This window comes from Pseudomonas sp. NyZ201 (genome assembly GCF_049860765.1).
GTDB classification, from domain to species: domain Bacteria; phylum Pseudomonadota; class Gammaproteobacteria; order Pseudomonadales; family Pseudomonadaceae; genus Aquipseudomonas; species Aquipseudomonas bharatica.
This window is the reverse complement of the sequence record NZ_CP187557.1, coordinates 4,701,905-4,727,517: the sequence shown is the minus strand read 5'-3', so window position 1 is coordinate 4,727,517 and position 25,613 is coordinate 4,701,905. Positions and strand designations below refer to the sequence as shown.

At 62.8% G+C, this 25,613-nt stretch carries 30 protein-coding genes; 17 read left to right on the top strand and 13 right to left on the bottom strand.

The genetic code is table 11. The features are described from left to right. The first annotated feature begins 80 nt into the window (after nucleotides 1-80). The 3 genes from ACPFMA_RS21065 (at nucleotide 81) to ACPFMA_RS21055 (ending at nucleotide 2,128) form a co-directional block, all read left to right on the top strand. Nucleotides 81-725, top strand: a complete 645-nt coding sequence (locus tag ACPFMA_RS21065; protein ID WP_420057984.1) for a hypothetical protein — start codon at nucleotides 81-83, stop codon at nucleotides 723-725. Next, nucleotides 722-1,426 (top strand): hypothetical protein, encoded by a 705-nt coding sequence (locus ACPFMA_RS21060; protein ID WP_425928601.1) that lies wholly within the window; start codon nucleotides 722-724, stop codon nucleotides 1,424-1,426. Before ACPFMA_RS21065 ends, ACPFMA_RS21060 begins: the two co-directional genes overlap by 4 nt. Nucleotides 1,427-1,522: 96 nt before the next feature. Further along, complete coding sequence (locus tag ACPFMA_RS21055) at nucleotides 1,523-2,128, top strand: hypothetical protein (RefSeq protein WP_425928600.1); 606 nt, start codon at nucleotides 1,523-1,525, stop codon at nucleotides 2,126-2,128. Nucleotides 2,129-2,189: 61 nt separating this feature from the next. Here ACPFMA_RS21055 and ACPFMA_RS21050 read toward each other — a convergent pair whose 3' ends face one another. Further along, nucleotides 2,190-3,134 carry a cupin domain-containing protein gene (locus tag ACPFMA_RS21050; RefSeq protein WP_425928599.1) on the bottom strand — a complete coding sequence of 315 codons (945 nt, stop codon included), beginning with the start codon at nucleotides 3,132-3,134 and terminating at the stop codon, nucleotides 2,190-2,192. Nucleotides 3,135-3,244: 110 nt separating this feature from the next. Here ACPFMA_RS21050 and ACPFMA_RS21045 point away from each other — a divergent pair, with 110 nt between their 5' ends. Next, the gene (locus tag ACPFMA_RS21045; protein ID WP_425928598.1) at nucleotides 3,245-4,477 is read left to right on the top strand and encodes an FAD-dependent oxidoreductase; all 1,233 of its coding nucleotides are present in this window, start codon (nucleotides 3,245-3,247) and stop codon (nucleotides 4,475-4,477) included. Nucleotides 4,478-4,581: 104 nt separating this feature from the next. On the opposite strand, the gene ACPFMA_RS21040 is transcribed toward ACPFMA_RS21045, so the two are convergent. The 4 genes from ACPFMA_RS21040 to ACPFMA_RS21025 form a co-directional block, all read right to left on the bottom strand. Further along, nucleotides 4,582-5,046 (bottom strand): GNAT family N-acetyltransferase, encoded by a 465-nt coding sequence (locus tag ACPFMA_RS21040; RefSeq protein ID WP_420057990.1) that lies wholly within the window; start codon nucleotides 5,044-5,046, stop codon nucleotides 4,582-4,584. Nucleotides 5,047-5,147: 101 nt separating this feature from the next. After that, nucleotides 5,148-6,626, bottom strand: a complete 1,479-nt coding sequence (locus tag ACPFMA_RS21035) for a PLP-dependent aminotransferase family protein (protein WP_420057992.1) — start codon at nucleotides 6,624-6,626, stop codon at nucleotides 5,148-5,150. A 58-nt stretch (nucleotides 6,627-6,684) separates the two neighbouring features. Continuing rightward, on the bottom strand, nucleotides 6,685-7,524 hold the full coding sequence (locus tag ACPFMA_RS21030) for a hypothetical protein (RefSeq protein WP_425928597.1): 840 nt from the start codon (nucleotides 7,522-7,524) through the stop codon (nucleotides 6,685-6,687). Further along, nucleotides 7,521-8,369 carry a phytanoyl-CoA dioxygenase family protein gene (locus ACPFMA_RS21025; protein ID WP_064301884.1) on the bottom strand — a complete coding sequence of 283 codons (849 nt, stop codon included), beginning with the start codon at nucleotides 8,367-8,369 and terminating at the stop codon, nucleotides 7,521-7,523. Before ACPFMA_RS21025 ends, ACPFMA_RS21030 begins: the two co-directional genes overlap by 4 nt. A gap of 117 nt (nucleotides 8,370-8,486) precedes the next feature. On the opposite strand from ACPFMA_RS21025, the gene ACPFMA_RS21020 reads away from it, so the two are divergent. The 5 genes from ACPFMA_RS21020 to ACPFMA_RS21000 are packed head-to-tail and all read left to right on the top strand — an operon-like array spanning nucleotide 8,487 to nucleotide 12,365. Beyond that, on the top strand, nucleotides 8,487-9,143 hold the full coding sequence (locus ACPFMA_RS21020) for an acetyltransferase (protein WP_064301885.1): 657 nt from the start codon (nucleotides 8,487-8,489) through the stop codon (nucleotides 9,141-9,143). Between the two features lie 7 nt (nucleotides 9,144-9,150). Next, nucleotides 9,151-10,074 carry a hypothetical protein gene (locus tag ACPFMA_RS21015; RefSeq protein ID WP_425928596.1) on the top strand — a complete coding sequence of 308 codons (924 nt, stop codon included), beginning with the start codon at nucleotides 9,151-9,153 and terminating at the stop codon, nucleotides 10,072-10,074. Next, nucleotides 10,067-10,846, top strand: coding sequence for a class I SAM-dependent methyltransferase (locus ACPFMA_RS21010; RefSeq protein WP_009399589.1), 780 nt, complete (start codon nucleotides 10,067-10,069; stop codon nucleotides 10,844-10,846). Before ACPFMA_RS21015 ends, ACPFMA_RS21010 begins: the two co-directional genes overlap by 8 nt. 8 nt (nucleotides 10,847-10,854) lie before the next feature. Then, complete coding sequence (locus ACPFMA_RS21005) at nucleotides 10,855-11,634, top strand: phytanoyl-CoA dioxygenase family protein (protein WP_425928595.1); 780 nt, start codon at nucleotides 10,855-10,857, stop codon at nucleotides 11,632-11,634. Between the two features lie 2 nt (nucleotides 11,635-11,636). Next, nucleotides 11,637-12,365: a class I SAM-dependent methyltransferase gene (locus ACPFMA_RS21000; protein ID WP_425928594.1), complete on the top strand. Its 729-nt coding sequence runs from the start codon at nucleotides 11,637-11,639 to the stop codon at nucleotides 12,363-12,365. A gap of 3 nt (nucleotides 12,366-12,368) precedes the next feature. Here the strand turns inward: ACPFMA_RS21000 and ACPFMA_RS20995 are convergent, their stop codons facing one another. Genes ACPFMA_RS20995 through ACPFMA_RS20985 form a run of 3 tightly spaced genes read right to left on the bottom strand, consistent with a single transcriptional unit; the run spans nucleotide 12,369 to nucleotide 15,557 of the window. Next, a complete protein-coding gene (locus ACPFMA_RS20995; protein ID WP_425928593.1) occupies nucleotides 12,369-13,070 on the bottom strand; it encodes a WbqC family protein in 702 nt (233 codons plus the stop codon). Continuing rightward, complete coding sequence (locus tag ACPFMA_RS20990; protein ID WP_425928592.1) at nucleotides 13,067-14,188, bottom strand: DegT/DnrJ/EryC1/StrS family aminotransferase; 1,122 nt, start codon at nucleotides 14,186-14,188, stop codon at nucleotides 13,067-13,069. Before ACPFMA_RS20990 ends, ACPFMA_RS20995 begins: the two co-directional genes overlap by 4 nt. Nucleotides 14,189-14,243: 55 nt before the next feature. Further along, a complete protein-coding gene (locus ACPFMA_RS20985) occupies nucleotides 14,244-15,557 on the bottom strand; it encodes a glycosyltransferase (RefSeq protein WP_425928591.1) in 1,314 nt (437 codons plus the stop codon). Between the two features lie 145 nt (nucleotides 15,558-15,702). On the opposite strand from ACPFMA_RS20985, the gene ACPFMA_RS20980 reads away from it, so the two are divergent. Then, entirely contained in the window at nucleotides 15,703-16,491 is a 789-nt protein-coding gene (locus tag ACPFMA_RS20980) for an aspartyl/asparaginyl beta-hydroxylase domain-containing protein (RefSeq protein ID WP_425928590.1), read from the top strand. 27 nt (nucleotides 16,492-16,518) lie between these two features. Here the strand turns inward: ACPFMA_RS20980 and ACPFMA_RS20975 are convergent, their stop codons facing one another. Further along, the gene (locus ACPFMA_RS20975; RefSeq protein ID WP_009399582.1) at nucleotides 16,519-16,749 is read right to left on the bottom strand and encodes a YdcH family protein; all 231 of its coding nucleotides are present in this window, start codon (nucleotides 16,747-16,749) and stop codon (nucleotides 16,519-16,521) included. Nucleotides 16,750-16,862: 113 nt separating this feature from the next. Between ACPFMA_RS20975 and ACPFMA_RS20970 the strand changes: the two genes are divergently transcribed. The 5 genes from ACPFMA_RS20970 to ACPFMA_RS20950 all read left to right on the top strand — a co-directional run bounded on the left by ACPFMA_RS20970 (nucleotide 16,863) and on the right by ACPFMA_RS20950 (nucleotide 21,585). Then, complete coding sequence (locus ACPFMA_RS20970; RefSeq protein WP_009399581.1) at nucleotides 16,863-17,228, top strand: 5-carboxymethyl-2-hydroxymuconate Delta-isomerase; 366 nt, start codon at nucleotides 16,863-16,865, stop codon at nucleotides 17,226-17,228. Between the two features lie 195 nt (nucleotides 17,229-17,423). Further along, entirely contained in the window at nucleotides 17,424-19,058 is a 1,635-nt protein-coding gene (locus ACPFMA_RS20965; protein ID WP_420058003.1) for a phosphoethanolamine transferase, read from the top strand. 108 nt (nucleotides 19,059-19,166) lie between these two features. Next, nucleotides 19,167-20,300, top strand: a complete 1,134-nt coding sequence (gene rnd / locus ACPFMA_RS20960; protein ID WP_425928589.1) for a ribonuclease D — start codon at nucleotides 19,167-19,169, stop codon at nucleotides 20,298-20,300. After that, nucleotides 20,297-20,590, top strand: a complete 294-nt coding sequence (locus tag ACPFMA_RS20955; RefSeq protein ID WP_009399578.1) for a YcgL domain-containing protein — start codon at nucleotides 20,297-20,299, stop codon at nucleotides 20,588-20,590. Before rnd ends, ACPFMA_RS20955 begins: the two co-directional genes overlap by 4 nt. Before the next feature lie 62 nt (nucleotides 20,591-20,652). Next, nucleotides 20,653-21,585, top strand: a complete 933-nt coding sequence (locus ACPFMA_RS20950) for a D-2-hydroxyacid dehydrogenase (RefSeq protein WP_420058004.1) — start codon at nucleotides 20,653-20,655, stop codon at nucleotides 21,583-21,585. Nucleotides 21,586-21,679: 94 nt separating this feature from the next. Here ACPFMA_RS20950 and ACPFMA_RS20945 read toward each other — a convergent pair whose 3' ends face one another. Continuing rightward, nucleotides 21,680-22,273, bottom strand: a complete 594-nt coding sequence (locus ACPFMA_RS20945; protein ID WP_009399576.1) for a nitroreductase family protein — start codon at nucleotides 22,271-22,273, stop codon at nucleotides 21,680-21,682. Nucleotides 22,274-22,427: 154 nt separating this feature from the next. Between ACPFMA_RS20945 and ACPFMA_RS20940 the strand changes: the two genes are divergently transcribed. Both ACPFMA_RS20940 and ACPFMA_RS20935 read left to right on the top strand, forming a co-directional pair. Beyond that, on the top strand, nucleotides 22,428-22,877 hold the full coding sequence (locus ACPFMA_RS20940; protein WP_009399575.1) for a YcgN family cysteine cluster protein: 450 nt from the start codon (nucleotides 22,428-22,430) through the stop codon (nucleotides 22,875-22,877). 36 nt (nucleotides 22,878-22,913) lie between these two features. Beyond that, nucleotides 22,914-24,134 (top strand): hypothetical protein, encoded by a 1,221-nt coding sequence (locus ACPFMA_RS20935; protein ID WP_425928588.1) that lies wholly within the window; start codon nucleotides 22,914-22,916, stop codon nucleotides 24,132-24,134. A gap of 93 nt (nucleotides 24,135-24,227) precedes the next feature. Here the strand turns inward: ACPFMA_RS20935 and ACPFMA_RS20930 are convergent, their stop codons facing one another. The 3 genes from ACPFMA_RS20930 to ACPFMA_RS20920 form a co-directional block, all read right to left on the bottom strand. Beyond that, the gene (locus tag ACPFMA_RS20930) at nucleotides 24,228-24,590 is read right to left on the bottom strand and encodes a YgaP family membrane protein (protein WP_009399573.1); all 363 of its coding nucleotides are present in this window, start codon (nucleotides 24,588-24,590) and stop codon (nucleotides 24,228-24,230) included. Between the two features lie 67 nt (nucleotides 24,591-24,657). Next, a complete protein-coding gene (locus ACPFMA_RS20925) occupies nucleotides 24,658-25,128 on the bottom strand; it encodes an RNA methyltransferase (RefSeq protein WP_425928587.1) in 471 nt (156 codons plus the stop codon). A gap of 60 nt (nucleotides 25,129-25,188) precedes the next feature. Beyond that, a complete protein-coding gene (locus ACPFMA_RS20920) occupies nucleotides 25,189-25,563 on the bottom strand; it encodes a YajD family HNH nuclease (RefSeq protein ID WP_009399571.1) in 375 nt (124 codons plus the stop codon). Nucleotides 25,564-25,613 lie beyond the last annotated feature (50 nt).

The window sequence follows — 25,613 nt, the reverse complement described above, 5'->3', positions numbered from 1 at the left end:
TCTTAAGCTTGCGGTACTCGGCGTTACGTGTTCTTTTTGTCCCGTGTCCCGGGACTAGGGACTGCAAGTAAGAGAATTCTATGAAAGGTCAAGACATAGGCTTGCTACTCAAGTTGGTCTGCCTCCAGCGGCATGAGGCGCGCGGTAAGGCTATCGCGGCTTGGCCGCATGACTGGAAGGACTGGGAGGATTTTGGTGATGACCCATCTCCCCCTTATCAAGGTGAGTCAGGTCCCGGGGAAGATATCACCCATTCGCCTTCCTACACTGCCCGTGCACTAGAGCAGCAGACTGGCATCAGCAAAACCCAGATCAACATCTCTTTGAAGCACTGCATCGAGATAGGCCTGGTCAAGCTTGACCGCAAGCAGGGCGTTCCACGCGCAAACACCAAAGCGCTGTTCGAGTTCATCCGTTATGGCCTGAAATATGTTTTTCCAGTCCGAGCCGGAGAGCTTACCCGTGGCATTGCAACCGGTTTTGCAGCGCCGGTCCTGGATAAAAGCCTGATTAGTGCCGGTGAACATGTTCAGGTCTGGTCATACGCCCGTGGCAATACCATGGGCATGAAGGTCGAACCGCTGTTCAAGACTGCGGCCGATGCGGCTCGAAGAGATCCCGAAATGTATGCCTTGCTGGCGCTTGTCGATGCCATACGTTTGGGACAGCCTCGTGAACGAAACCTTGCAGCTCAGTTATTGCAGGATCGCTTGGAGGTTTCATGAGCGTTTTCAATACCCTTCAGAGTATGTTGTGCGAGGTTGCCAAAGCATTGGGGCCGGAACTTTGCCAGCAAATGACCTTCGTTGGTGGTTGCACCACTGGCTTGTTGTTGACCGATGCGTTCACCCGGGAGCAAGTGCGCAGCACCGACGATGTTGACCTTATCGTCCACGTTATGGGACCTGTAGGCTTCGCCCGCTTGCAGGAGACTCTTAGTGCTCGCGGTTTCCGAGTTAGCCCGCATGCAGATGACGATGACTTCCCCGTCTGCGCAATGAAGCTTGGCGACCTTCGCGTTGACTTCATGCCTGACGACAACTCCCTTGGCTTCGGCAACCGCTGGTACAGCGACGCCATGAGCACTTCCACGGTCCATTACCTTGACCAGGGAATCGCTATCAACCTGGTCAGTCCCGTGTATTTCGTAGCCACTAAATTGGAGGCATGGAAAGGGCGTGGCCGGGGGGATGCCCTGTCCAGTCGTGACATAGAGGACATCCTCAACCTGGTTGACGGGCGTGCAGAGCTGCAAGACGAAATCGAATTGGCTGCCGTCGAGGTGCGCGGGTATATCCGCCGTCAGATTGGTCAGTTGCTCCGCGATGGCAATTTCGAATATGCAGTCAGTGCCCAGGCCAGAGGTGACGCTGAGCGCGAGGCTTTGTTATTCGAACGGTTGGAGTCGATCGCAGGGGTGACATGACTGATGAGGATAGGCTGGACCAGCAGTCGGGGTAGGGAGAGGTTCAGCAACAACGATGCTGCGGCTTTCGGGCGAAAGGGAAACCATGTACTGGCAATGCTTGTGGACGCTGCCGAGAAAGGCGATGGGCAAGGCCTCGCCCGGCACTGGGCTCGTACCGTTATCGATGTCGCGCTTGGCGAGGCGCAACAACTGAATCCAGCTAGGCTGATTGATATCATGCGCGCCGAACAGCAGCGGTTGCGCCAAGATTACCTTCATGCAATCGCCAGCTACTGCTGCGTGCTCGTCGACCTGCCCCAGCAGTTGATCCATGTCGCGCACATTGGTGATTGCCTGATTGGAATCCAGCGACCTGGAGGGCCCATCAACTGGCTGAACCGCCCGCATAACCTGCACAGCCAAGCCATATGGCAGGAAGATGTATCGGGCATTCAGGCGTCACGGCATTTGCTGACACGCTCTCTGAACGCCAGGCGCTTTCACTCCCCGGAATGCCTGACGACGCATTTCTTGACGGATGCGCGACTGCTGCTCTGCAGTGACGGCTACTGGTATGAACACCTGCATTGCGGTATCGATTTACAGAGCGTTAATGATGACGCTAGTGTGCTGACCATGGCGCATGGTGAGCCGACCGTAGAGCTAAGGTCGGACTGCGCAAACCTTCACGAATTCCCCTTTTCAGCTACCTCGGTTTGACCCGGTCAAGCAGGAACTGAGCGACTTGCAGTCGTATCCGCCATGCCTGTCGAAAGAACACTCAAGCCTTCTGCTCATTACGATAATGCTTGGGCGACATGCCCATGCGCTCATGAAATGCCTGGCGAAACACGCGATCCGATTGATACCCCACCGTCGCGGCGATTTGCCCTATCGAGTCTTTGCTATCCCGCAACAGCTCAGTTGCGACGGTAATGCGCCATGCATTCAGATAGTCGATCGGTGACTGGCCAACGAGCCGCCTGAAACGTGCGGCGAATGACGAGCGCGATAGATTGGCGGTTGCCGCCAGTTGCTGAACGTTCCACTTATGATCCGGCTTTTCGTGTATCGCCAGCATGGCCTTGCAGATGTATGGGTCCTGCAAGCCCTTCATCCAGCCTGGCGAGAAACCGGAGTCGGTGAGGATGAAGTGGCGCAAAAGGCCGACGATGATCAATTCCGCCATATGCCTGGCGACTGCGTAATAGCCTGGCTTGCCGTCGACCAGCAAGGTCTCGATAGCCGGGCGGGTCAGGTTGAGAATGCTGGCGTCGTTATCCCGCAAGACGATGAACTCCGGCAGTGCCGACAGGATGAATGCGCCCTGTCCGCCCTGGATGCTGAAGGCCAATCCGAGCAGACGACACAACTCGCCGTCGCCGCCATGGACGACGGAAATCGCCGACCCGGGCTGCAGGCTGCGGTCGAGCCTGGGTGAGCGCGATTCACTCCACCTCAGTTGGTGAAGATCTGTCGTGGCGACCCCCGGTTTCGACAGCAGGCGACACTCGGCGCCTTTGGCGGCCAGCAGTGTGTCACCTTGGGCGAGATGCAGGCGCTGGCCGTCGGCAGTTTCGACCACGAAGCTGCCTTCGGTGACGATGAAGCAGAAGCCCGGCTGGTAGTCGCGGACCTGTACACCCCATGGAGCCCTGAGGTGCCAACTGGAGAGGCTGGTCGATTCGATCCTGAGCATCGACAGGAAGTGGCTCAATAAGTCCATGGGCGGTACGCAATCAAGAGGATTTATCCGGTTATATGGAGATTTACGCGTTTTTTGTCCGGGCGCAGGCCTTCAGACTATCCCGACAATAACAACGGGAGTAGCTGGATATGCGCAATGACTCGAACTTGCAATGGCGTGCCGGGAAACGCGTCGCAGTGATCGGCGCCGGGCCGGGGGGGATTTCTGCCGCCCTGGCCTTGCATCGTCAGGGCTTCGATGTCCGGGTCTATGAAAGGCAGCCAGAGCCGAAGCCGCTGGGAGGTGCCGTGCTGCTGAGCGTGCCGGTGCTGGCGGTGTTGCGCCATTATGGTGTCGATCTGAACAACTTCGGCTCGTTTACCGTCACCGAATTTCGCAATAACAAGAATCGCTTGCGGTCGCGCCTGCCGTTCAATCGCTCGGTGGAAGAATCCTTCGGAATCAACGGTTGGCATTACGGGATGCTGCGATCCAATGCCTTTGCCCGGATGTTGGAGCTCATGCCCGACGGGATGCTGGTGCCGGACTCGGAGTTCGACCATTACACGCAAAGGGCCGATGGCGTGACGGTGAACTTCAAGGATGGCAAGGCTATCGATGCCGATATCCTGGTCGGTGCCGATGGCGTCCGTTCGGGTGTGTCGCGGCAACTGTTCGGCGATCCGCAACTGTTCCACGTGGGCCTGCGCGTCTGGCTGGCCTGGTGCGATCCTGTCGAAGGTATTGCGCCACAGACCGGGAGGATCGTCCATTCGCACAAATACCAGGCCAGTTTCTTTCCCATGCTCCACGACGGCAAGCCGGGCTACGAGTGGTGGGTCGTGGAGCCCTGCCGGGAAAACGCCCCGGCCCCGTCCGACGTTGCCGGCCACCTGGGCAGGATCCTGCGCGACTTCCCGGATCCGCTGCCTCGCTTGCTCAGGTCCACCGATGTGGAAACCCGGATCTTCAAGTGGGATATCTACAATCGCCCCTCGCTACAGCACTGGAGCGAAGGCCGGGTGGTCTGCCTGGGCGATGCGGTGCATCCGGTTTCACCCTACGCCGCCTACGGTATGGGCATGGCCATCGAGGATGGCTACTTCCTTGGCAAGGCGCTGGCGGGAGCGGACCTTGTCGATGCCGGACAGATCAGTGCGAGCTTGCGCCAGTTCGAAGCGCAGCGTGTCGCCTACGTTAACCACCATGTAGAACTGGCCAGGAAACTGGGCCATGTCTTTCACCGGCTGCCTTATCCGTTGGCCAAACTGCGAGACCTGGTGTTCGATCACACGGGTTTCCTCGACAGGATGATCCGCCGGGACTACCTGGCCGACGCGGAGAAGATGTCGTTGATGATGCAGGAGTTGCACCAGGCCTGACGGAACGTGAGGGCCCTCGACCTCCCGGCCCCTGTGGAGCTCGCCCGCACTGTAGTGCCGGATGGACTCCACAGGAGTTCCACGCCTTAGGCGTAACGAATCACTCAGTCGTCGAGCCCCATCCGATACTCGATCACTCCCGGCTTTTCGGCGATCCAGTCATACAGGCGCTGCGCCGTGCGATTGCTTTCCTGGGTATGCCAGTACAGCCGGTCGCACGCTTTCTCCCGCGCCTGTCCCTGCACGTATTCGATCAAGCGCTTGCCGATCAGTTGCCCACGTACCTCCGCGCTGACGTAGAGGTCTTCTAGGTAGCAGAAATCGTTTTTGCCCCAGGTGGAGCGATGGAATACGTAGGTGACGAAGCCGTGGATGCGTTCGCCATCCGCGGCGACGGCGCAATGCACCGGCTCGCTGGGGTCGAAGAAGCGCTCCCAGGTGAGCCGGGTGATCTCTGCGCCCAGGTCTACCTTGTAGAAGGTCTGGTAGCTGCGCCAGTAATCGCTCCACTGCTCGAGGTCGCCCGGTTCCAGGGGGCGAATTGCTATCGACTGTTGTACTGCGGCCATGGGAAGACTCCTATCCGGACTGATCGAAACGGGCGTGTTGCCCGGTTGCGTTTTATAGTCCTGAAATGGCCTGGGATAGCCTGCCAATTGCAGATAGGCAGTCAGACCATTTTTTCCAGCACCTTCTTCAGCCGACCCACCGCAGCCGTCAGTTCCGCTGGCGTATGGGCGGCGAAGCCCATCAGGAATCCCGTGTCGTTGCGTGGTCGCGCATACAGGCTGCCTATCCCCAGCAGGTCCACATCCACCGTTCTGGCGGCAGCGACCACCGCGCGCTCGTCCATGGGACGGGTAAAGAGGCAGGGCATCTGCATGCCTCCATCGGGCACCCGTGGGGCGAGGAAATCGGCCAGATGCCGCTCCACCAACTCCGCGAGGATGTCCCGGCGAGCCTTGTAGAGGGCGCGCATGGTCCTGACATGGGCACCGAGATGCCCGCCTTCGATAAAGCGCGCCAGGGTCAGTTGCGAAATCGAGGGGTTATGGCCGTCCTGCAGCGTCCGCGCCGCGGTCATCGGGCCGACCAGTTGCGGCGGCAGAACCATGTAGCCGATCCGCAGGCCGGGAAACATGGATTTGGTGAAGGTGCCGATGTAGAGGGTCCGGTCGTGGGCATCCAGCCCCTGGACGCAGGTGGTGGGGCGGCCTTCATAGTGGAACTCGCTGTCATAGTCGTCCTCGATGATCCACGCCCGTTGCTGGCGGGCCCACTCGATGGCGGCCAGGCGGCGGTCGAGGGACAGGGTGGTACCAGTGGGAAACTGGTGGGACGGGGTAAGGAACAGCGCCCGGGCATCGCCGGCCAATGCGGCCATGGCCGGGACCTGCATGCCGTCCCCGTCGACCGGCACCGGTATGCATTCCAGGCCGGCCGCACCAATGGCTTTTTTCGCGCCGTGGTACATGGGATCCTCCACCAGCACGCGCTCGCCGATATCCATCAGCACGGTCGAGCACAGGCTCAGGGCCTGCTGGGAACTGGTCAGGATCAACACCCGATCTGTGCTGGCCCGTGCCCCGCGCTCAAGGTTGAGGTAATCGGCGATGCTGCTGCGCAGCACCTCCATGCCCTGGGGAGCACTGTGCAGCAGGGCGCGGGTGCCATGTTCCTTGATGACCTGGCGCTCGAGCCGTTCCCAGATCGGTAACGGGAAATTACGTGTCTCTGCGAGACCGGGTGCGAAAGGGTGGGGGTACTGGAAGTTTTGCACACCACCGTCGCGAAAGATGGCGGCGCCGCGCTGGCTCAACTCGGCCTGTACGACGCTCGCCCTGGAACCCTGGCGTTTTCGTGGTGGCAGGTGCCGGGTGCGTTCGGAAACGAAGCTGCCGCTGCCAACCCGGCGCTCGATGAAGCCTTCCGCATGCAGCTGGCTGTACGCGGATTCCACCGTATCCCGCGACACACCCAGCGACAGCGCCAACGGACGGGTGGCCGGCAAGGGCTTGTTCACCCCCAATGCCCCATCGAGGATCAACTGGCGAATCCCGCGCTGGATACGCACATGCAGGGGCAGCGCGCCATTGGCCGGGTCGTTGAGCCAGGCCTTTACCGATTCCAGTTGGGCGTTCTTGAACATTGGTCTGCTTGATATCCATGGATTGGAACCGGCCTGGCGCAGGCGCTCGAAACTTCGCTCACGCCGCTCCGAGGGCCTGGCCTATCCGGCGCGATAGCAGCATCGCTCCTTCGCCTTGCGGCAGCAGATGGTCGAAGTCGCCGAAGTGGCCGGCATGGAAGGCGGGGTCGGCATAGAGATCGATAATCTGCATGTCCAGGCCGGGGGCGAGGGTGCCGAGCAACTGCTGGAGTTCGAAGACTCCGCGGAACAGGAAGGCGCTGTCGTGACCGGCAGCGGCGCGGTACGCCTCGTGCATCGGCGGGATGACCACGATGACCCTGTGCCGCAGCTCGGCGGCCAACAGCAGCAATTGCGCCAGGTACTGGTTGCCGTCTTCGCGGGCATTCAGGCGCATGTGGTCGGCGACCCGCTGCGCTGCGCCCTGGCTGGCCGGCATGAAGGCTTTCTGCTGGTCCGGCAGGAAGCCGGCGACGCCGCCGAGGGTATCGCCCGGTGCTACCAGGCGGCCCTGCAACTGGCTGGCGATCTGTATCAGCAGCGGATCCTCGTAGCTCAGCCCCAACTGGAAAATCTCGTTCATCAGCGGTGCCAGAATCTTCTCGCTGGGCGATTGCTCCAGCAGGTTGCCAGGCGAGAACAGCGAATAGAACACGATCACCGTATCCAGTCGCGGTGCCTGGTTCACGGCGTGCTGGTAGAGCGCCAGGGCATGACGGAAATCCTGGGAGCGGCTGCACAGGTTGAACGAACCCGGGCTGTAGCGCGGATCGAAGGCGAAGTCGCCATGGGACGAGCCCAGGGCGATGCTGGTCAGCACCGGACTGTCCTGCTGCAACATCGCGCGCTTGGCGGCGAAGTACTCGATCAGGGCCGGAAACGGATTGGAATCACTCATTGCTCGGTGCTCCGGGCGTAGGTCCGGCGTACCTGTTCGACGCTGGGGAAGTTCTCGGTGATGAAGCCGCGCTGCATCGACTTGTGCTGGGTGAACGGATACTCCCGCGCAATGAAGGTCGGTTCGCTGGCGTTCTCGTAGCGACCGCTGATCGAGAGGCGCATGCGCTCGTCGCCCTCGCGCGAAGATCGATGAATGGTGAAGTTCGACATCAAGCAAACGCCGCCCTTGCCGACACAGACAGGAACGAAGCTGTCCTCGCTGTAGTGCCGGGGATCCACGCGCAGCACATGCTGCTCCTGGTTGCCGCCGAGCAGGCCGAGCAGATGACTTCCGGGTACCACTTCCATGGTGAACAACCGTTCATCGATGGTCATGAAGGGAATCCAGGTGGTGATGGTGTCGAGGCTGCCCTGGACGGAGGTCCAGTCCTGATGCACATCGAAGCCCTGGTAACCGCCCGGGATCACCAGGCGCCTGGACATCAGGTGCAGCACCGGGGTGGTCTGGAACAGCGGGGTGGCGATACCCAGGTCGGCGCAGGCCTGGCGCAGGCGCTCCTCGGTCATCAGGCGATACACGCCATGGAGCTTGGCGCACATGCGCAGCGTGGCGAGATAGAGCGGGATGCTGGCGCCGAGCAGGCTGGCCATGTTGTCGTGCAGGGCGTCCACCAGCGGCCCTGTGGCGACGGGCAGCCCGAGGCGCTGGAGTTGCTGGGCGAAGGACAGGTTGAAATGCTCGAGGGTTTCGTCGAGGTGTCGCGCATCGAAAATGTCCTCGACGATCAGATAACCGTTGTCCTGGTAAAAACGGATTTGATCGTGATCAAGAATCCTGCCCATCTTCCCGGTGTCCTTTTTCGTTGTGCCAGCGACAGTGCTATCGTGGCCGGCAGTATACACAGCGCTTCTTTCACGTCGGTTTGACCTGACTCACTTTTGTACCCGCGGGACGTCACGATGCAGAAAGTTGTCATTTTCGGAATTCTGGATACTGCGCAGCTGGCGCATTACTACCTGAAGAAGGACCCGACCGTGGAGGTCGTCGCCTTCACCGTGCATGAGCGCTATATCCCCGAGTCGAAACGCTTCGAAGGGCTGCCGGTGGTGCCTTTCGAATCGCTCCACGAGTACTTTCCCAGCAGCGGGTACAAGCTGTTCGCGCCGATGACCGGGCGCCGGATGAATCGCCTGCGCGAGTCCGTCTACCTGCAGGGCAAGGACAAGGGCTACGACTTCATTTCCTATGTCAGCCCGAATGCCACGGTGAACGACAACCCGATCGGCGAGAACTGCTTCATTCTCGAAGACAACACCCTGCAGCCCTTCACCACCATCGGCAATAACGTGGTGCTGTGGAGCGGCAACCATATCGGTCATCACGGCGAGATTCGCGACCACGTGTTCTTCACCTCCCACGTGGTCCTGTCCGGACATTGCGTGGTGGAGCCCTACGCCTGGCTCGGGGTCAATTCGACCATCACCAACGACTGCACCATCGCCGAAGGCACCTGCGTGGCGATGGGCGCGCTGATTTCGAAAAACACTCAACCCTGGCAGCTCTACATCGGCGCACCCGCGCGTGCCGTGAAGAGCAGCCAGGACCTGGATTTTTAGGTAGAACATGGCCTGGAAAAAACTCGGCAGAATCTTCGACCCGGACAGCGACTGGGTTGGCTCCCACGCTCAGGTACCCACCAGCCTGGTACTCGACGATGTCGTGCGGGTGTTCATTTCCACCCGCAATGCCCAGGGCAAGAGCCTCTGCTATGCGGTGGACCTGGACCGGCACGACCCGTTGCGGGTGGTCGCCCGCCATCGCGAGCCGTGCCTGGGCTTCGGTGCTCCCGGCACCTTCGACGACGAGGGCGTGATGCCCAGCTATGCGCTGAAGCGCGACGGTCGCACCTACCTCTACTACAGTGGCTGGAACCAGCGGCTCACCGTGCCTTACCACAACGCCATGGGCGTGGCCGTCTCGGACGATGATGGCCTGAGTTTCCGCAAGCTTTTCGAAGGTCCGATCATGGACCGCACCGCCACCGAGCCATACCTGGCAGTCACCCCGACGGTGCTGTTCGACGAGGGCCTGTGGAAAATGTGGTACGTCTCCGGCACCCGCTGGCTGGAGGTGAACGGCAAGTACGAGCCGCTCTACGTGATCAAGTACGCCGAATCCGAGGACGGCTACCAATACACCCGCTTCCCCGAGCAGTGCCTGGAATCGCGCTTCCCCACCGAGGCGTTCTCGCGTCCGTGCGTGATCCGCGAGGATGGCCTGTTCAAGATGTGGTTCTGCTCCCGCGCCTCCGAGGACTATCGCGACGGCGCCGGGTCCTACCGCATCCGCTACGCCGAGTCCGTCGACGGCCGGACCTGGACCCGCTTCGATGACGAGGGCATCCCGCCATCCGTCGAGGGCTGGGACTCGCAGATGACCTGCTACCCGTTCATCTTCGAGAGCGGCGGGCACAAATACATGCTGTACAACGGCAACCGGTTCGGGACCAGCGGCTTCGGCCTGGCCCAGTGGAGTGATGATGAGTAACGAAAAGATCCAGGATGATGTCTACAAGCTGGAATCCACCGCCTCGGACCTGCAATACGCGTTCCGCGACAGGTTGCGCGACCTGTACCTGAACAGCCCGCTGTCGGATGACGACCTGCTGTTCAATATCGGCCTGTATACCCGCAGCTCGGTGCTGGTGAAGTTCATCGTCCTCAGCGACCTGTACAAGCGCTTCAAGCACATTCCGGGAATCATCTGTGAATTCGGCACCTGGTATGGCCATAACCTGGTCCTGCTGGAGAACCTGCGCGCCATGTACGAGCCGTTCAACAAGCAACGGCGGATCGTCGGTTTCGATACCTTCGAAGGCTATTCCGCGCCGGGCGAAAAGGATCGCCAGGAAAGCGGCGTATGGGTCGAGAACTCCTATTCGACCCAGGCCAGCTACAAGGATCATCTTGCCGAACTGCTGGAGGTGCACGAGGGCAACAATGTCCTTGGCCACAAGCGCGGCATCCATCAACTGGTGGCGGGTGACGTTTGCCAGACCGCGCCCGAGTATTTCACGGCCAACGCTTCGGCGATTGTCGCGTTCGCCTACTTCGACATGGGCCTGTACGAGCCGACCCTGGCGGCGCTCAAGGCGGTCAGGCCGCATCTGGTCAGCGGCAGCGTGCTGCTGATGGACGAGCTGACCTGGGCGGAATCGCCGGGCGAGGCGCTGGCGTTCAAGGAGGTATTCCAGCCCCACGAGTACAGCCTGGAGAAGTGCGAGCTGTACCCCTCCAAGTGCATCGTCACCATCAAGTAGGAGCCGCCATGATCAGCATCGAGGAATTCGACGCGTGCATGGCCGGGCAGGGCTGGGTCATCTTCGAACGGGCCATCCCGCAGGCCATCGTCGAGCAGATGCGCGAGGACATCCACAAGGCCTATGCGATCTGCCGCGAGTACCAGGTGAAGAATGGCATCGACCAGGACACCAGTTTCACCGTGCACCACCTGGTCGGGCAGTTCGACAGCTTTCTCGACTGCCTGCGCGCCTATCCGATCTATCCGTTCATCGAGCGCTATTTCGGCGGCCAGTTCATCCTCAATTCGTTCGGTGGGGCGATCAACACGCGGGACAGCCAGTCCTACGCGCAGCGGGTGCACCGGGATATCCGCTCCTATTCGGGGGAAACCGCGCTGCTGCTCAACACCCTGGTGATGCTCGATGATTTCACCGCCGACAATGGCGCCACCTGGATGCTGTCCGGCTCGCACAAAGCGCCGGGCAAACCGACCGACGACTACTTCCGGGCCCACGCCGAGCAGGCCATTGCGCCGGCAGGCAGCATCCTGATGTTCAACTCCAACGTCTGGCACGCGGGCGGCAGCAATATCACCGATCACTTGCGTCGCTCGGTAACGCCGATGTTCTCAAGGCCGTTCATGAAGCAACAGTTCGATTATCCAAGGGCCCTGGGTTACGACCGCGGCCCGGAGTTCGACGAGCGCCTGCGCCAGGTCATCGGCTATAACGCGCGGGTTCCCGCCACGCTGGACGAGTGGTACCAGCCGCCGGCCAAGCGCATGTACCACTCCAACCAGGGCTGAGCATGTCACGCGATCTCAACACCGAGTACCAGGACACCGAAGACCGGCGCTACGCCTACGATTTCGACTATATCCACCGCGACTACATGATCCGCGCGCTGGCCGGACAGTTCCGTCCCGGCAATGCCCTGGAGATGGGCTGCTACCACGGCGAGTTCACCAGGAAGCTGTTGCAGGTCTTCGACGAGGTGACGGTGCTCGAAGGCGCGTCCGACCTTATCGAGATCGCCCGCAGGAACGTCGACGATGCGCGGGCGACGTTCATCCTGGGCCGGTTCGAAGAGGCCGATCCCGGGCAGCGCTTCGACAATATTTTCCTGGTCCACACGCTGGAACACCTGAGCGAACCGCAGCCGGTGCTGAAACGCGTTCGTGAATGGCTCAAGCCCGGCGGCCGCCTGTTCGTCGTGGTGCCCAATGCCAATGCGGCATCCCGGCAGATTGCCGTAGGCATGGGCCTGATCGACTTCAACGCGGCAGTCACCGAAGGCGAGCGCAAGCATGGCCACCGCTGCACCTACAGCCTCGATACGCTTGAGCACGAGGTGCGGCAGGCCGGTTTCCGCATCGGGCAGCGGGGAGGCATCCTGTTCAAGCCGCTGGCCAATTTCCAGTTCGATGCAGCGCATCGCGCCGGCATCATCGACCAGGCGTTCTTCGAGGGTTGCTACCAGTTGGGAATGAAGTACCCCGACCTTACCGCCAGCATCTACGTGGTGTGCGAAGCCTGATCCTCACGTGCAGTCGAACGACCGCAAATGGGCCCCGATCCCCTCGGGGCCCACTTCCATCAGCGCATCGATGATCGACAGGCCAGGCGTGAACCCTTCGCTGCGCTGGCGGTAGGGCAGGGCGCGCATGGCGATGAAGCGCAGCTCGATCCCGCGTTCGGCGAAAGCCTGCGGCTCGTACAGCGAGCGCCCGCCCTGGGCGTTGATGTAGCGCTTCGCGTTTTCCTGGCGGCAGATATCGAGGATGCGTTCCTGCGCCGCCAGATGGCCGTTCCCGTAGCACCTGCTGCTCGGCACGATCTGCGCCTGCACACCCATGAAGCGGGCCAGTACCTGCACCTGGTGGCTCAGGAACCCGGCCAGGTTGCGGTCCTCATGACGCAGTATTCCCTCCACCAGGGCAAACACTTGCTCGAAGCAGGGCGCCTTGCGGTAGGCCATTTCCAGGCTGCGCAGCAGGCGCCGTTGCCACTGGGCGGCGGGGGCGATGTCGATCTCGTCGATCCTGCGGTTTTGCGAGGCCTGCAGCAGCGGCAGGGTGAACAGCCCCGGTTCGCCATTGATCAGGATGCGGTTGCGATTGATCCAGCCGCGATTGATGTAGTTCACATCGTCGTAGACCACGAAGCGGTCCGTAGCCTGCAGCAGTTGCCAGTAGCCGATGTAGGGGAACAGGTACGGCTGCATGATCGCCAGTGCGGTCATGCAGCCGCCCCGGCGACCAGCTCGATGATGAAATCCACGCTGTCGTGGTCGAGGTCGGGGTAGATCGGCAGGCAGATCACCTGCTCCACCACCCGGTGCGCCACCGGCAGGTTGTCGGCGCTGGACGACGGGTCGTGGCGGTACATCGGCAGGCTGCTGATCAGCGGCTGGAAATAGCGGCGGCCATTGATGCCGTGGGCGGCGAGATGCTCGAACAGTTGATCGCGTTGCAGCGGATAGTCCGCGCCGACCAGGATCGGGAAATAGGCGTGATTACCGAGGGCTTCGCCGACGCCGTCGATGCAACGGATGCCGCGGACTCCGGCCAGGCCCCGGCGATAGCGCTGGTCGATCAGGCGACGCTTGTCCAGGGCCTGGTCGAGCCCTTGCAGTTGCAGCAGGCCGAAGGCTGCGTGCACTTCGCTGAGCTTGCCGTTGTTGCCGGTGAACTCCACGGTGCTGCCATCGCGGGACAGGCCGAAGTTCTTCAACTGGTCGATATGGCGCTTGGTCGCCTCGTCGCGACAGACGATGGCGCCGCCCTCGAAGGTGCTGAACACCTTGGTGGCATGGAAGCTCAGCACTGCCATATCGCCATGCTGCAGCAGGCTGCCGGCCTCGTCGCGCGCGCCGAAGGCATGGGCTGCGTCATAAATCACTTTCAGTCGGTGACGTTCGGCGATCTGCTGGATCGCCCGCACATCGCAGGGATGCCCGTAGCAATGCACCGGCATGATCGCCGTGGTGCGGGCGGTGATCGCTGCTTCGACGCGGGCCGGGTCCAGGTTCAGGGTATCGGGGTCGATGTCGACGAACACCGGCCGCAGGTTGTTCCACAGCAACGAATGGGCCGTGGCGACGAACGAATAGGGCGTGGTGATCACTTCGCCTTCCAGGCCTGCCGCCTGGATCGCCGTGATCAGCGCCTGGGTGCCGTTGCAGAACAGCGACACATGCGCGACGCCCAGGTACTCGCACAGCGCGCTTTCCAGACGCTGGTGCATGCTGCCGCCGTTGGTCAGGATGCGACTGTCCCAGATTTCCCGGAGGTACGGGATGAAGTCGTCCAGCGCGGGCAGGGCGGGTTGGGTGACGAAGATCGGATTGCGCTTTTTCATGGGCTGCCTATCGCTCCGATCGTCCTGTTCATCGGGGCCCCTTGGCACCTGATGCTCACAAGGGTTTGTCGAATTCATGCCGGGTCCAGAAGTCCTTCATGATGCCCCAGCAGCGGCGTGACTCGCCTTGTGCTGCAGCGCCGAACACTACCTGGGTCTGTTCGCCATGGATGCGGAAGCTGCTCAGTGGCCGCACCAGATACACGGTATTGCCGCGCAGTGCGAGGTTGAGGAAGATCGCCACGTCGGACGCCCAGGCAATCGGCTGCTGGTCCACCGACATGAAGTCCGGGGTGACGTCGATCATGTCGTCGCGGCGGAACATCACCGTGCTCGGCTCGCCGATGAAGTTGAGCTGCGACAGCATCAACGCGGTGCCCATGGACAGGCCCTCGATCATCGAGTCGGCAGCCACAGGGGCCTGGGTCGCGGGAATATCGGCCAGCGGTGCGCCGAACCCGTCGATGCGCTGGCGCTTGGAGGTTGCCAGGGTGATGTCCGGGTAATCGCGGAAGGTCCCGAGCAGGCGCTCGACGCATTCGATATCCAGGAGGTCGTCGTCGTTGAGGAACTTGATGTACTCGCCGCGGGCCTGCTGCATGCACAGCACATGGTTGAGGCGGCCGATGTCCTTGCCCGCGTCGGGGTTGCGCACATAGCGCAGGCGCGGGTCGAAGCGGGCATAGTCGGCGACGATGGTCTCGATGGCGTCGCTCGGGCAGTCGTCGCAGACCAGGACTTCGATATTGCGGTAGGTCTGGTTCAAGGCGCTTTCCAGGGCCTGGTGCAAATGCGCGGTCCGGTAGGTCGGCATGACGATGCTGACCAGCGGCTCGGCATCGGCGGCGAGCTGGCGTTGCGGTTTGCGGAATTCCAGGACCACCCGGCCCGCCGCTGCGCTTTCCAGGCCGCCCAGGTTGGCGTCGCTGCTGTGGCCCGCAACGATGCCGTCTACCGGGACCAGGCCGACCATCTTGCAGACACGGGTCAGGTCGTCACGGTCCCAGGTCCAGGCGTGCTGGCGCAGGGCACGGTTCAAGCGCTCGCCGCGGCCGATACCGGGTGTTTCGGGGTGAACCCGATCAGCCACGTAGTCCTCCACGAGGGCCTGCAGGTCACTGGTCACCAAGCGCAGTACGCCACCCGGCTGCAGGACACGGCGGCATTCGAGCAGCAGGCGGATACCCTGGTTGCGATTCAGGCGCTCCAGCAGATGCGCGCTGTAGATCCCCGGCACCGTGCCGCGCTCCCAGGGCAGGGCAGCACCCGGATCGAGCTGGTAGTCGGCATGGGCGGCCTCCAGGTCGATATTGAAGAAGCCCTGGCGTGGGTGATCGGGGCAACCGAGGTTCAGGTAGATGGACTGCATGGGGTTCGCTTCGAAAAGAGTGCCTGGCCAGTGTATCGGCCGATGGGGTGTAAACATGATCCTTGCGGGGGAATCCTGCAACTGGCAGGGTGATGGCGTTTTGCTCCAAGACAATATGTGACAGCCAATGGAATCGGAGTCGCCCATGCAACCCGTGCAACGCAGCCGCCCCGGCTTTTCCCGATTGCCCCTGGTCATCGACCCGGCGCCGATGCTGGCTGCCCTGGCCGACCTCGACGACACCCTTTGGCAACCCCATTTCAACCGCGATTACTACCAGGGTGACTGGAGTGGCGTCGGGCTGATAACCACCGAGTCCCAGGTGGCGCTGGTGCACGGCGAGGGCCCGGCGATCAAGCGCCAGCCGTGGCTGGACGATCCACGCTGGGCCCGGGGCCTGGCCGGGCTCGAGGTGGAGATCCGCAACGCCCGTTTGCTGCGCCTCGGCCCCCACAGCCATATCCGCGAACACCGCGACTACGATCTGGGTGGCCCGGAGGCCGACATGCGCCTGCATGTGCCGTTGCTGGCGCCGGAGGAGGTGGATTTCATGCTGGAGGACCAGCGCGTGCCGATGCGTGCCGGGGAGTGCTGGTTTCTCGACCTGTATCGCCCGCACAGCGTCAACAATCATGGCGACAGGCCGCGCATCCACCTGGTTATCGACTGCCGTCCTGGCCCTTGGGTGGACGCGGCGATCGACGCGGGGCTGGCGACCACACCGGCCGCCGGCGAGGGTCGTTTCAACAGGGCCTATGCCGGGTTCACCCGCTGGCTGGAACAGCATCCACAGCAGGCTGCAGCACTCGACCCGCTGCAGGATCGCGAGGTGCTGATCAGCCGCATTCTGGAGCTGGGCCAGGCCCAGGGCTTCGTGTTCGGGGCGGACCAGGTGCGGGCGGCGCTGCGTCGGCAGCGCCAGGTGGTGCGCTGACACCGGGGCGTCAGCGCGGGGGCGGGGTCAGGCGGATTTCACCAGGCTGGCGATCTTGTCCTTGATCTCCAGGCGCTCCTTGCGCAGCCGGGTGACGATGTCATCTGCGGCGGCGCTCTGTTCGGCTTCGACGACCTCCTTGTCCTTTTGCAGGTAGCGGGTTTCCAGCTCCGCCAGGTGGGCACTGCCTTTCTTCAGCGCCTCGAATTCTTCCGCGGTCACTCCCAGGTCGGCGTACAGATTGTGTTTGACCGGCATAGCTTCAACTCCTCAGTCAGGTCGGGGCATGAACCTTCAGCGTAGATGCCTTTGCCGTGTTGGACAGTCGGGGTTAGTCTGTCGGATCTTTTTCCGCGACCGGTAGTCCCCCCATGCCCCAGCTTCATCTGGAATACAGCGCCAACCTGCGTGACCTCGATACCGACAAGGCCCTGCTGCGCCTGAACAGCGCCCTGGTCGCCAGTGGCCAGTTCGGCGACGAGGTGGATATCAAGAGCCGCGCCGTGGCCCATGAAACCTTTCGCGTCGGCATCGCGCCGGTCGAGCGTGCCTTCGTCCATGTGAAGCTGGCGCTGCTCAGCGGTCGCTCGCCGGAGATCAAGCGCCAGTTGTCCGCCAGCCTGCTGGAGGCGCTGAAGGATGTGCTGGCGGTCCCGGCCGGTATCGATACGCAACTGTGCGTGGAGATCCTGGACATCGATCGCGACTCCTACGCCAAGGTCCGTTTCCCTGCCTGAAACCGGTTGGCCAGGCCGCCGTTTGCGAACGGCGGCTGAGGTGAAAATCGCGCATTAATAAAAGTTCATTCCCGGCCATCGTTTGTTGGCGTTTTTTTCACGGAAAATTGATGAATGGCTGCTTAAAGTCCACCCCGCGAACAACCTGATGTCGCAAAGACATCAGCGGATGGATCTTTTTATAAGCGAATCGTCATGCTGAAACTCAAGTCGTTGCGTCCCGAATGGGTGACGCTGCTGGCCAGCGCCTACCTGTTGATCGGCTTCAACTCGGTACTCTGGGAGCACATTTCCACGGTGTTGCAGGGGGACGCCCATGCCGTGCTGCTGCGCCTGGCTTTCGGCGTGCTGCTGCTGTGCGCCTTCAATATCGTGCTGACCCTGCTGGCGTTTCGCAAAGTTCTTAAACCGGTATTGGCCACGTTATTCATCATCAGTGCCGGCGTCGCCTATTTCATGAGCCAGTACGGCGTGCTGATCGATATCGGCATGTTGCGCAATACCGTGGAAACCAATGTCACGGAAGTGCGTGACCTGCTATCGCTGAAGTTGTTCGTTCATATCCTGCTGCTCGGGGTACTACCGACCTTCATCCTGCTGAGGACACCGATCCGCTTCCGCAGCCTGCCCCGCGAGCTGTTGCAGAAACTCCTGGTCGTGCTGGCCAGTGCGGCGTTGCTGGCTGCCGTGGCCATGGTCAATTACCAGGGGCTGGCCTCGCTGTTTCGCAATCACCATGAGCTGCGCCTGATGATCGTGCCGAGCAACTACATCGGCGCCTCGGTGAACTACGCCCGGGAAAAGGTCGGGGTCGCCTCGCAGCCGTTCCGCAAGATCGGCGAGGATGCCACGCTGGCCCCTGCCTGGGCCGGCCATCCACGCAAATCCCTGACGGTACTGGTGGTGGGCGAGAGTGCCCGCGCCGAGAACTTCGGACTGCTGGGCTACAACCGCGATACCACGCCGCAACTGAGCAAGGAGCAGGGCTTGTTGAGCTTCAGCAATGTCACCTCCTGCGGCACCGAAACCGCGGTCTCCGTGCCCTGCATGTTCTCCGGAATGACCCGCAAGGACTACGACGCGGCCAAGGCGAAGAATCAGGAAGGCCTGCTCGACATGCTGCAGCGTGCCGGCCTGGTGGTGGAATGGCGCGACAACCAGTCGGGCTGCAAGGGCACCTGCGACCGCGTGCACGTCGAGGACGTCAGCAACCTGAAGGACCCGGCCCTGTGCGCCGACAACGAATGCCACGACGAAATCCTGCTCAAGGACCTCGCCGCGCGTATCGACGACCTCAAGCAAGACACCGTGCTGGTCCTGCACCAGATGGGCAGCCACGGTCCGGACTACTACAAGCGCTACCCGGCGTCGTTCGAGCGCTTCACCCCGGTTTGCCGCAGCAACGCCCTGAACCAGTGCGACCGCCAGAGCATCGTCAACGGCTATGACAACACCTTGCTGTACACCGACCACGTGCTGGCCTCACTGATCGATGTGCTGCGCAGCAAGCAGGACCAGGTCGACACGGCGATGATCTACCTCTCCGACCACGGCGAATCCCTGGGCGAGTACAACCTGTTCCTCCACGGCACGCCCTACATGCTGGCCCCCGAGCAGCAGAAGCACGTGCCGATGCTGGCCTGGTTCTCGGACAACTACCGCAAGAGCTTCGGCGTCGATACCGACTGCCTGCAACAGGGCCGCGACCGGCCGCTGAGCCAGGACAACCTGTTCCACTCCATGCTCGGCCTGCTGCAGGTGCGGACCTCGCTGTACAACCCGCAACTGGACCTGTTCGCCGGCTGCCGTCCGGTCCAGGCATCACTGTAAAAGCGCGGCACGGGCTCGCCGCCTACTCTGGAAAGGCTACCGTCGAGCGGTTTCCCGGCGGTGGCCCGTGCCGTATATACTGCGCGCCATTGTATGTGGGAGAGCCTTGTGGCCATCGAAATTCACTGGATTACCGACGACAGCGCCCTGGCGGAACATTGCCGGCAATGGCGTCAACTGCCCTTCGTGGCCCTCGACACCGAGTTCATGCGGGTCGACACCTTCTACCCCAAAGCCGGTTTGATCCAGGTCGGCGATGGCCAGCGTGCCTTCCTGATCGATCCGCTGCTGATCAACGACTGGCAGCCCCTGGCCGGCCTGCTCGAAGACCAGGGCGTGACCAAGGTCCTGCATGCCTGCAGCGAAGACCTCGAAGTCCTTGCCCGCCTGACCGGCAGCCTGCCGGTGCCGCTGTTCGACACGCAACTGGCGGCCGGCTATCTCAACCTCGGCTTTTCCATGGGCTACTCGCGCCTGGTCCAGGACGTGCTGGGCATCGAACTGCCGAAGGGCGAGACCCGTTCCGACTGGCTGCAACGCCCGCTCTCGCAAACCCAGGTCAGCTACGCCGCGGAAGACGCCGTGCACCTGGCCGAGCTGTACGAGCGCCTGCGCCCGCAACTGAGCGACGACAAGAATGCCTGGGTGCTGGAGGACGGCGCCGAGCTGGTGATTCAACTGTGCCGGGAAATCGACCCCTACGAGCTGTACCGCGACGCCAAGCTGGCCTGGAAGCTGTCCCGGGCCCAGCTTGCCGTGCTGCGCGAGCTGTGCGCCTGGCGCGAACTGGAAGCCCGCGAGCGCGACGTGCCGCGCAACCGCATCCTGCGCGAGCATGCCATGTGGCCGATCGCCCGGACCCAGCCGGACAACCTGTCAGCCCTGGCCCGTATCGAAGACATGCACCCGCGCACCATCCGCCAGGATGGCGAGTTCCTGCTCGACCTGATCAAGCGCACGGGCAACCTGCCGCCGGAAGAATGGCCGCCGGCAGTGCCCGAGCCGCTGCCGATCGAAGCCGCCGCGCTGCTGAAGAAACTGCGTGCCATCGGCCAGGCCGAGGGTGAACGCCTGAACATCGCGCCCGAGCTGATGCTGCGCAAGAAAACCCTCGAGGCGCTGCTCAAGAGCGGCTACCCCGACGGACCGTACCAATTGCCCGACTCGCTGCGCGGCTGGCGCCGCGAGCGGATGGGCCAGGCCCTCCTCGACTGCCTGGCCGATGCCGGAGAATCCGCTTGAAACGTATCTGTTCGATTTACCGCAGCCCGCGCAAGCCGGGCATGTACCTTTACCTGCTCAAGGCCGATGGCCTGAACCGGGTGCCGGATGCCCTGTTACCGCTGTTCGGCACGCCGCAGCACGCCTTCGACGTCGTGCTGACGCCGGAGCGCACCCTGGCCAGCGAGGACATCGCCAAGGTCCTGGAAAACCTCGATAGCCAGGGCTTCCACCTGCAGATGCCGCCTGCCGAAGAGGAATACATCGAGCACCTGCCGGACGAATTGCTGCGTCGCAACGATCCGGTCTGATCCCGCCCTGACGGGGCCGGTCCCGACCGGCCCTCCCGCCGTTCTGCAAGGTTGTAATCGATATGCGCGTTCTGATCGCCGAACAGGATCACGCTCTCTATGCCCGTCTGCTGCGCGAGGCATTGCCCGAACTCGAAGTGCTCACCAGCGGTGATTCCGCCGAATTGTCGGCGCAGGCAGCGCAGTGCCCGGTCTGGCTGGGCCAGCCCGACCTGCTGGCCTCCCTGCTGCGCCAGGGGCACCGCCCTGGCTGGGTGCAGTCGACCTGGGCCGGCATCACGCCGCTGCTGGCCGAGGGCCTGCCCCGCGAATACCGGCTGACCCGGGCCGTGGGTATCTTCGGCCAGGTCATGGCCGAGTACGTGCTGACCTACATGCTCGGTCACGAGCGTGAAGTGCTGACCCGCCTGATGAGCCAGGTCGAGCGCAAGTGGGACGGGCGTCCGGGACGCAGCCTGGACGGGCGTCGGGTGCTGATCGTCGGGACCGGTGACATCGGTTGCGAGGTGGCGCGTTTCCTCATGCCGTTCGGCTGCACGCTGTATGGCATCGCCCGTTCGCCCCGCCCGCTCGAGCCCTTCATCGAAGTGGCCGGGCTGGACGAGATCGGCCGGCTGGTGGGGCAGGTGGACTATGTGGTCAACCTGCTGCCGGATACCCCGGCGACCCGCGATATCTATGACGCTGCGCTGTTCCAGCGCTTCAACCCGGATGCGTTGTTCATCAACGCCGGGCGCGGTGTGGCGGTGGTCGATGGCGACCTGGTGGCGGCGCTGACCAAGGGCCATCTGGCCGGGGCGGTGATCGATGTGTGCCGCCAGGAGCCGTTGCCGCGCAATCATCCGTTCTGGACCGCGCTAGGGCTGCTGCTGACCGGGCACAGCTCGGCGCCGACCTCGCCGGCGGCGATGGTGCGGTTGTTCGTTGAGAACCTGGGGGCTTACGGGCGGGGCGACGGATTGCGCGGAGAGGTCGATTTTTCGCGGGGCTATTGAGGCCGCTATCGCCGGCAACGCCGGCTCCCACAAGGTTCGGTGGTGTACTCGATACCTGTGGGAGCCGGCGTTGCCGGCGATCAGGCCATAAGGCTTACAGGGTGAAGTCACCCTCGGCCGCCAGCTCGTTCAGCGGCCGGCGCGGGCTCGGTACTTCACGGGCTTGCAGGTATTCGGCCAGGGTCGCCTTGTCACCCAGCTTGCCGATCGCCACTGCCGCGTGCAGGTCATAGCCCTCGGGGATCTTCAGCTCCTTGCGGGTCAGTTCCTGATCGAAGCCGGCCATGCCGTGGGTGTGCCAGCCGCTGATACTGGCTTGCAGCGCCAGGTGCCCCCAGGCCGAGCCGGTGTCGAAGGTGTGCCACAGGGCCGGGGTTTCCTCGCTGGCGCCCGGTGCGGTGAAGGTGGTCTTGGAGATCACGATCACCAGTGCCGATGCATGCTGCGCCCAACTGCGGTTGAATTCGTTGAGCAGCCCCAGGTAACGCTCCCAGTTCGGCGTATCGCGGCGGGCGTAGAGGAAGCGCCAGGGTTGCGAGTTGTAGGCCGAAGGCGCCCAGCGCGCGGCCTCGAGGAAACTCAGCAGGGTTTCTTCGGAAATCGGCTCGCCGGTGAAGGCACGGGGCGACCAGCGCTGGATGAACTGTTCATGGATGGCATAGTCAGCGATACGAGGGTTGGCGCTCATGACGGATTCCTGGACAGGGGCGAGAACTGAAATGGTTTGCAAAACTACAACTGTCGGCCACACCCTGACAAGCGGTCTGGCAAAGGCGCAACGCACGTCCTAGACTGGCGCCGCCCCGCAGGGCCGAAGAATTTTGAAACAGGATCATCGCAACATGCAGGCAAGCTCCGCGCCGTTCTGGACCCGCAAGACCCTCGATCAGCTCGACGCCGCCGAATGGGAGTCGCTGTGCGACGGTTGCGGCCTGTGCTGCCTGCAAAAGCTCGAAGACGAAGACGACAACAGCGTCTACTACACGCGCATCGCCTGCAAATTGCTGGACCTGAACACCTGCCGCTGCAGCGATTATCCGAACCGCTTCGAGCATGTGCCCGACTGTATCCAGCTCACCCCGGGCAAGGCCGACCAGTTCAAGTGGCTGCCGCCCACCTGCGGTTATCGCCTGGTCAGCGAGGGCAAGGACCTGCCGGACTGGCACCACCTGGTCTGCGGCGACCGCGAGCAGGTGCACAAGCAGCGCATTTCGCAGGCGGGGCGCATGCTCAGCGAGAACAGCGTCGCCGAAGATGACTGGGAAGACTATCTGATATTCCGCGCCAGCTAAGCTGGCGCGTTTCGCGTTCGTGCAAGGAGTCGGGCAATGCCTGTGCGTCACCCTCTGGCGTGGGTCCTGTTGCTGCTGGCGAGCGATGCCGCCTGGGCCAGGAAAGTCGATCTGGATTACCACGTGCGCCTGCTGCCCCAGAGCGGCCAGGCCGAAGTGCGCCTGACCCTGGCCGATGGCGCCCAGGTGCGCAGCCTGGATTTCGACCTGGGCAAGGAAGGCCTGTATAGCGATTTCAAGGCCGACGGTCCGTGGCAACCGGCGGCGGACCGCCAGCGTGGGGTCTGGCAGCCGGCACCGGGCAAGTCCAGCCTGAGCTACAAGGTACGGCTTGATCACAAGCTGAAGAACGGCAGCTACGACAGCCGTATCGCGGCGAACTGGGCGCTGTTCCGCGGTGATGACCTGGTGCCGCCAGCGCGTCTCGACCAGCAGGATGGCACCGAACTGGTGGCTCGCCTGAGCGTCGATCTGCCTGCCGGCTGGAACAGCATCGAGACGGCATGGCCGCGGATTGGCAAGCAGCGTTTTCGCATCGACAACGTTTCGCGCCTGTTCGACCGTCCGACCGGCTGGATGCTCGCCGGTACGGTTGGGGTACGACGTGCCCGCCTGGGCGAGACCGAGGTCAGCGTGGCCGGTCCGGTCGGGCAGGGGCAGCGCCGCATGGATGCATTGACCTTGCTGACGTTCGTCTGGCCGCAGTACCAGGCGGTGTTCCCGCGCAATCCAACGAAGCTGCTGCTGGTCGGCGCCCGTGAACATCTATGGCGAGGCGCGCGTGCGGCGCACGACTCCATCTACCTCAACAGTGCCAGTGCGCTGGTCAGCGAAAACGGCAGCAGCCCGTTGTTGCGCGAGCTGGTGCGGGTGTTTGCGCGGATCAACGACCGCGAAGGCAGCGACTGGATCGGCGAGGGGCTGGCGGAGTATTACGCTACCGAGCTGCTGCGTCGTGCCGGCGGGATCAGTGATGACCGCTACCAGGCATTGCAGAAGCGCCTGAACAAGGAAGGCAAGGCGGTGACCAGCCTGCGCGGCGAGCAGGCCAACGCGGCGACCATCGCCCGCGCGGTGTTGCTGTTGCAGGCGCTGGATCGGGAAATCCGTGTTCATACCCACAACAAGCAGTCGCTGGACGATCTGGTGCGGGCGTTGATGCGGATGAACAGTGTCAGCACGGCGGAGTTCGTGCAGTTGGCCGAGAGTGTAATGGGGCGGGAGTCGGAGGTTTTGCGCACTCCGCTGCTTCAGTGACCGCCCTTCAGGGCCCTATCGCGGGTGAACCCGCTCCCACAAGGTACGCGTAACCTGTGGGAGCGGGTTCACCCGCGATGAGGCCCTCGAATCTCAGGGTTTTGGACTGACCAGCGAATCGTTCCCGGTCACGGTGGCACTCTTGGTCGCCGCCTCCGCCGCATCCTTCAACGACTTCAGCTCGCTTCCGGTGCGCTCGATCTTCGCCCGGATCCCGTCCAGGTCCTGGCGTCCCTTCTCCAGCAGGCTTTTCGCCGAACAATGCCCGGTGACCCCGCGGGCCAGTACGGCGCCGCCAATGGCCATCTGGACCAGCCCGAACAGACCGCCACGACGCAGGCCCTTGCCCAGCATCACTACCCCGGTGAATACCGAGCCCGCTCGCTCCCAGCCCTGGACGTTGTGCTCGGGTTTGCTCTGAAAGGGCGTTGCCGGAATCTCTGGCTTCTGGCGCATGAGCGCTTCTCCTCTTGAGTGACGTGATAGTCAGCAGACCGCCGGCTTGCGCCCGGCGTTCAATCGCTTACCTGAAGCGCGGCCCGGAGCGGGTGTTCAGCCCTTTGGCCATGCGGTCGTAAAGCACGACGTTGACCGTGGCGGCCAGGTTCATGCAACCGTTGGTCGGGATGTAGATGGTCTCCTCGCACCAGGCGCGGACCTCGTCGTCCAGGCTGCCGTCCTCGGGGCCGAAGATGTAGATGGCACGGTCCGGATGGGTGTATTCCGGCAGGGGCCGAGCGCCGTCCACCAGTTCCACGGCCACCGGGGTACAGCCCAGGGGAATGATCTTCTGCAGGTCGTCGATGCCGATCAGCGGGATGTCGTAGTGGACCCGCTTGGTGTCGGTGACGAAGTCGCGAGCGCGTTCGTAGCGCTTGCCGGTGTAGAACACCGAGTTCACGCCATAGCAGCCGGCGGCGCGCATCACCGAACCGACGTTTTCAGGGGATTTGGGGTTGTACAGGCCGATGCAGCTGTACCTTTTGTTCGCCACGTGCCGGGCCCTTCGCAAAAAAGACGCGATTATACGGGCTCGGCGCGGCGTGCTGCGACTTCAGTCCTTCTTGTTGAGCATTCCGGCGAGGGCGGCGAAGGGGTTGTGCGTGGCCTTGGCGATGGATGGCGTGCTCAGCGAGCCTTCGCTGAAGTACTGCTGGTCGGTATAGCGCGAGTGCTCGTTGTCGTGGCAGTACAGGCACAGCAGTTCCCAGTTGGAGCCGTCCTGGGGATTGTTGTCGTGGTTATGGTCGCGGTGATGCACGGTCAGTTCGCTCAAGCGCTTGCCGGAGAACTCCCGGGCACAGCGGCCGCAGACATGCGGGTACATGCGCAGGGCTTTCTGCCGGTAGCCCCGTTCGTCGTCGCGCTTGGCGTCGGCGAGGATGCGGTCGAGCCGCGCGGTGGCAGCGGCGGAGGAGGCGTCAGTCATGTTCTTACCTGTTCAGGCTTGGGTTGGCACGGTTTCGCCGTCAGTTTAGC

Excerpts from the sequence above, each read along its gene's own strand:
- ACPFMA_RS20965 (WP_420058003.1), top strand. The coding sequence starts at position 17,424 with ATGCTGAAACTCAAGTCGTTGCGTCCCGAATGGGTGACGCTGCTGGCC.
- ACPFMA_RS20980 (WP_425928590.1), top strand. The coding sequence starts at position 15,703 with ATGCAACCCGTGCAACGCAGCCGCCCCGGCTTTTCCCGATTGCCCCTG.
- ACPFMA_RS21015 (WP_425928596.1), top strand. The coding sequence starts at position 9,151 with ATGGCCTGGAAAAAACTCGGCAGAATCTTCGACCCGGACAGCGACTGG.
- ACPFMA_RS20970 (WP_009399581.1), top strand. The coding sequence starts at position 16,863 with ATGCCCCAGCTTCATCTGGAATACAGCGCCAACCTGCGTGACCTCGAT.
- ACPFMA_RS21005 (WP_425928595.1), top strand. The coding sequence starts at position 10,855 with ATGATCAGCATCGAGGAATTCGACGCGTGCATGGCCGGGCAGGGCTGG.
- ACPFMA_RS20940 (WP_009399575.1), top strand. The coding sequence starts at position 22,428 with ATGCAGGCAAGCTCCGCGCCGTTCTGGACCCGCAAGACCCTCGATCAG.
- ACPFMA_RS21065 (WP_420057984.1), top strand. The coding sequence starts at position 81 with ATGAAAGGTCAAGACATAGGCTTGCTACTCAAGTTGGTCTGCCTCCAG.
- ACPFMA_RS20945 (WP_009399576.1), bottom strand. The coding sequence starts at position 22,273 with ATGAGCGCCAACCCTCGTATCGCTGACTATGCCATCCATGAACAGTTC.
- ACPFMA_RS21000 (WP_425928594.1), top strand. The coding sequence starts at position 11,637 with ATGTCACGCGATCTCAACACCGAGTACCAGGACACCGAAGACCGGCGC.
- ACPFMA_RS21055 (WP_425928600.1), top strand. The coding sequence starts at position 1,523 with ATGCTTGTGGACGCTGCCGAGAAAGGCGATGGGCAAGGCCTCGCCCGG.
- ACPFMA_RS20975 (WP_009399582.1), bottom strand. The coding sequence starts at position 16,749 with ATGCCGGTCAAACACAATCTGTACGCCGACCTGGGAGTGACCGCGGAA.
- ACPFMA_RS21060 (WP_425928601.1), top strand. The coding sequence starts at position 722 with ATGAGCGTTTTCAATACCCTTCAGAGTATGTTGTGCGAGGTTGCCAAA.
- ACPFMA_RS21040 (WP_420057990.1), bottom strand. The coding sequence starts at position 5,046 with ATGGCCGCAGTACAACAGTCGATAGCAATTCGCCCCCTGGAACCGGGC.
- ACPFMA_RS20930 (WP_009399573.1), bottom strand. The coding sequence starts at position 24,590 with ATGCGCCAGAAGCCAGAGATTCCGGCAACGCCCTTTCAGAGCAAACCC.
- ACPFMA_RS20920 (WP_009399571.1), bottom strand. The coding sequence starts at position 25,563 with ATGACTGACGCCTCCTCCGCCGCTGCCACCGCGCGGCTCGACCGCATC.
- ACPFMA_RS20990 (WP_425928592.1), bottom strand. The coding sequence starts at position 14,188 with ATGAAAAAGCGCAATCCGATCTTCGTCACCCAACCCGCCCTGCCCGCG.
- ACPFMA_RS21030 (WP_425928597.1), bottom strand. The coding sequence starts at position 7,524 with ATGAGTGATTCCAATCCGTTTCCGGCCCTGATCGAGTACTTCGCCGCC.
- ACPFMA_RS20935 (WP_425928588.1), top strand. The coding sequence starts at position 22,914 with ATGCCTGTGCGTCACCCTCTGGCGTGGGTCCTGTTGCTGCTGGCGAGC.
- ACPFMA_RS21045 (WP_425928598.1), top strand. The coding sequence starts at position 3,245 with ATGCGCAATGACTCGAACTTGCAATGGCGTGCCGGGAAACGCGTCGCA.
- ACPFMA_RS21050 (WP_425928599.1), bottom strand. The coding sequence starts at position 3,134 with ATGGACTTATTGAGCCACTTCCTGTCGATGCTCAGGATCGAATCGACC.
- ACPFMA_RS21020 (WP_064301885.1), top strand. The coding sequence starts at position 8,487 with ATGCAGAAAGTTGTCATTTTCGGAATTCTGGATACTGCGCAGCTGGCG.
- ACPFMA_RS20950 (WP_420058004.1), top strand. The coding sequence starts at position 20,653 with ATGCGCGTTCTGATCGCCGAACAGGATCACGCTCTCTATGCCCGTCTG.
- ACPFMA_RS20985 (WP_425928591.1), bottom strand. The coding sequence starts at position 15,557 with ATGCAGTCCATCTACCTGAACCTCGGTTGCCCCGATCACCCACGCCAG.
- ACPFMA_RS21025 (WP_064301884.1), bottom strand. The coding sequence starts at position 8,369 with ATGGGCAGGATTCTTGATCACGATCAAATCCGTTTTTACCAGGACAAC.
- ACPFMA_RS21035 (WP_420057992.1), bottom strand. The coding sequence starts at position 6,626 with ATGTTCAAGAACGCCCAACTGGAATCGGTAAAGGCCTGGCTCAACGAC.
- ACPFMA_RS20995 (WP_425928593.1), bottom strand. The coding sequence starts at position 13,070 with ATGACCGCACTGGCGATCATGCAGCCGTACCTGTTCCCCTACATCGGC.
- ACPFMA_RS21010 (WP_009399589.1), top strand. The coding sequence starts at position 10,067 with ATGAGTAACGAAAAGATCCAGGATGATGTCTACAAGCTGGAATCCACC.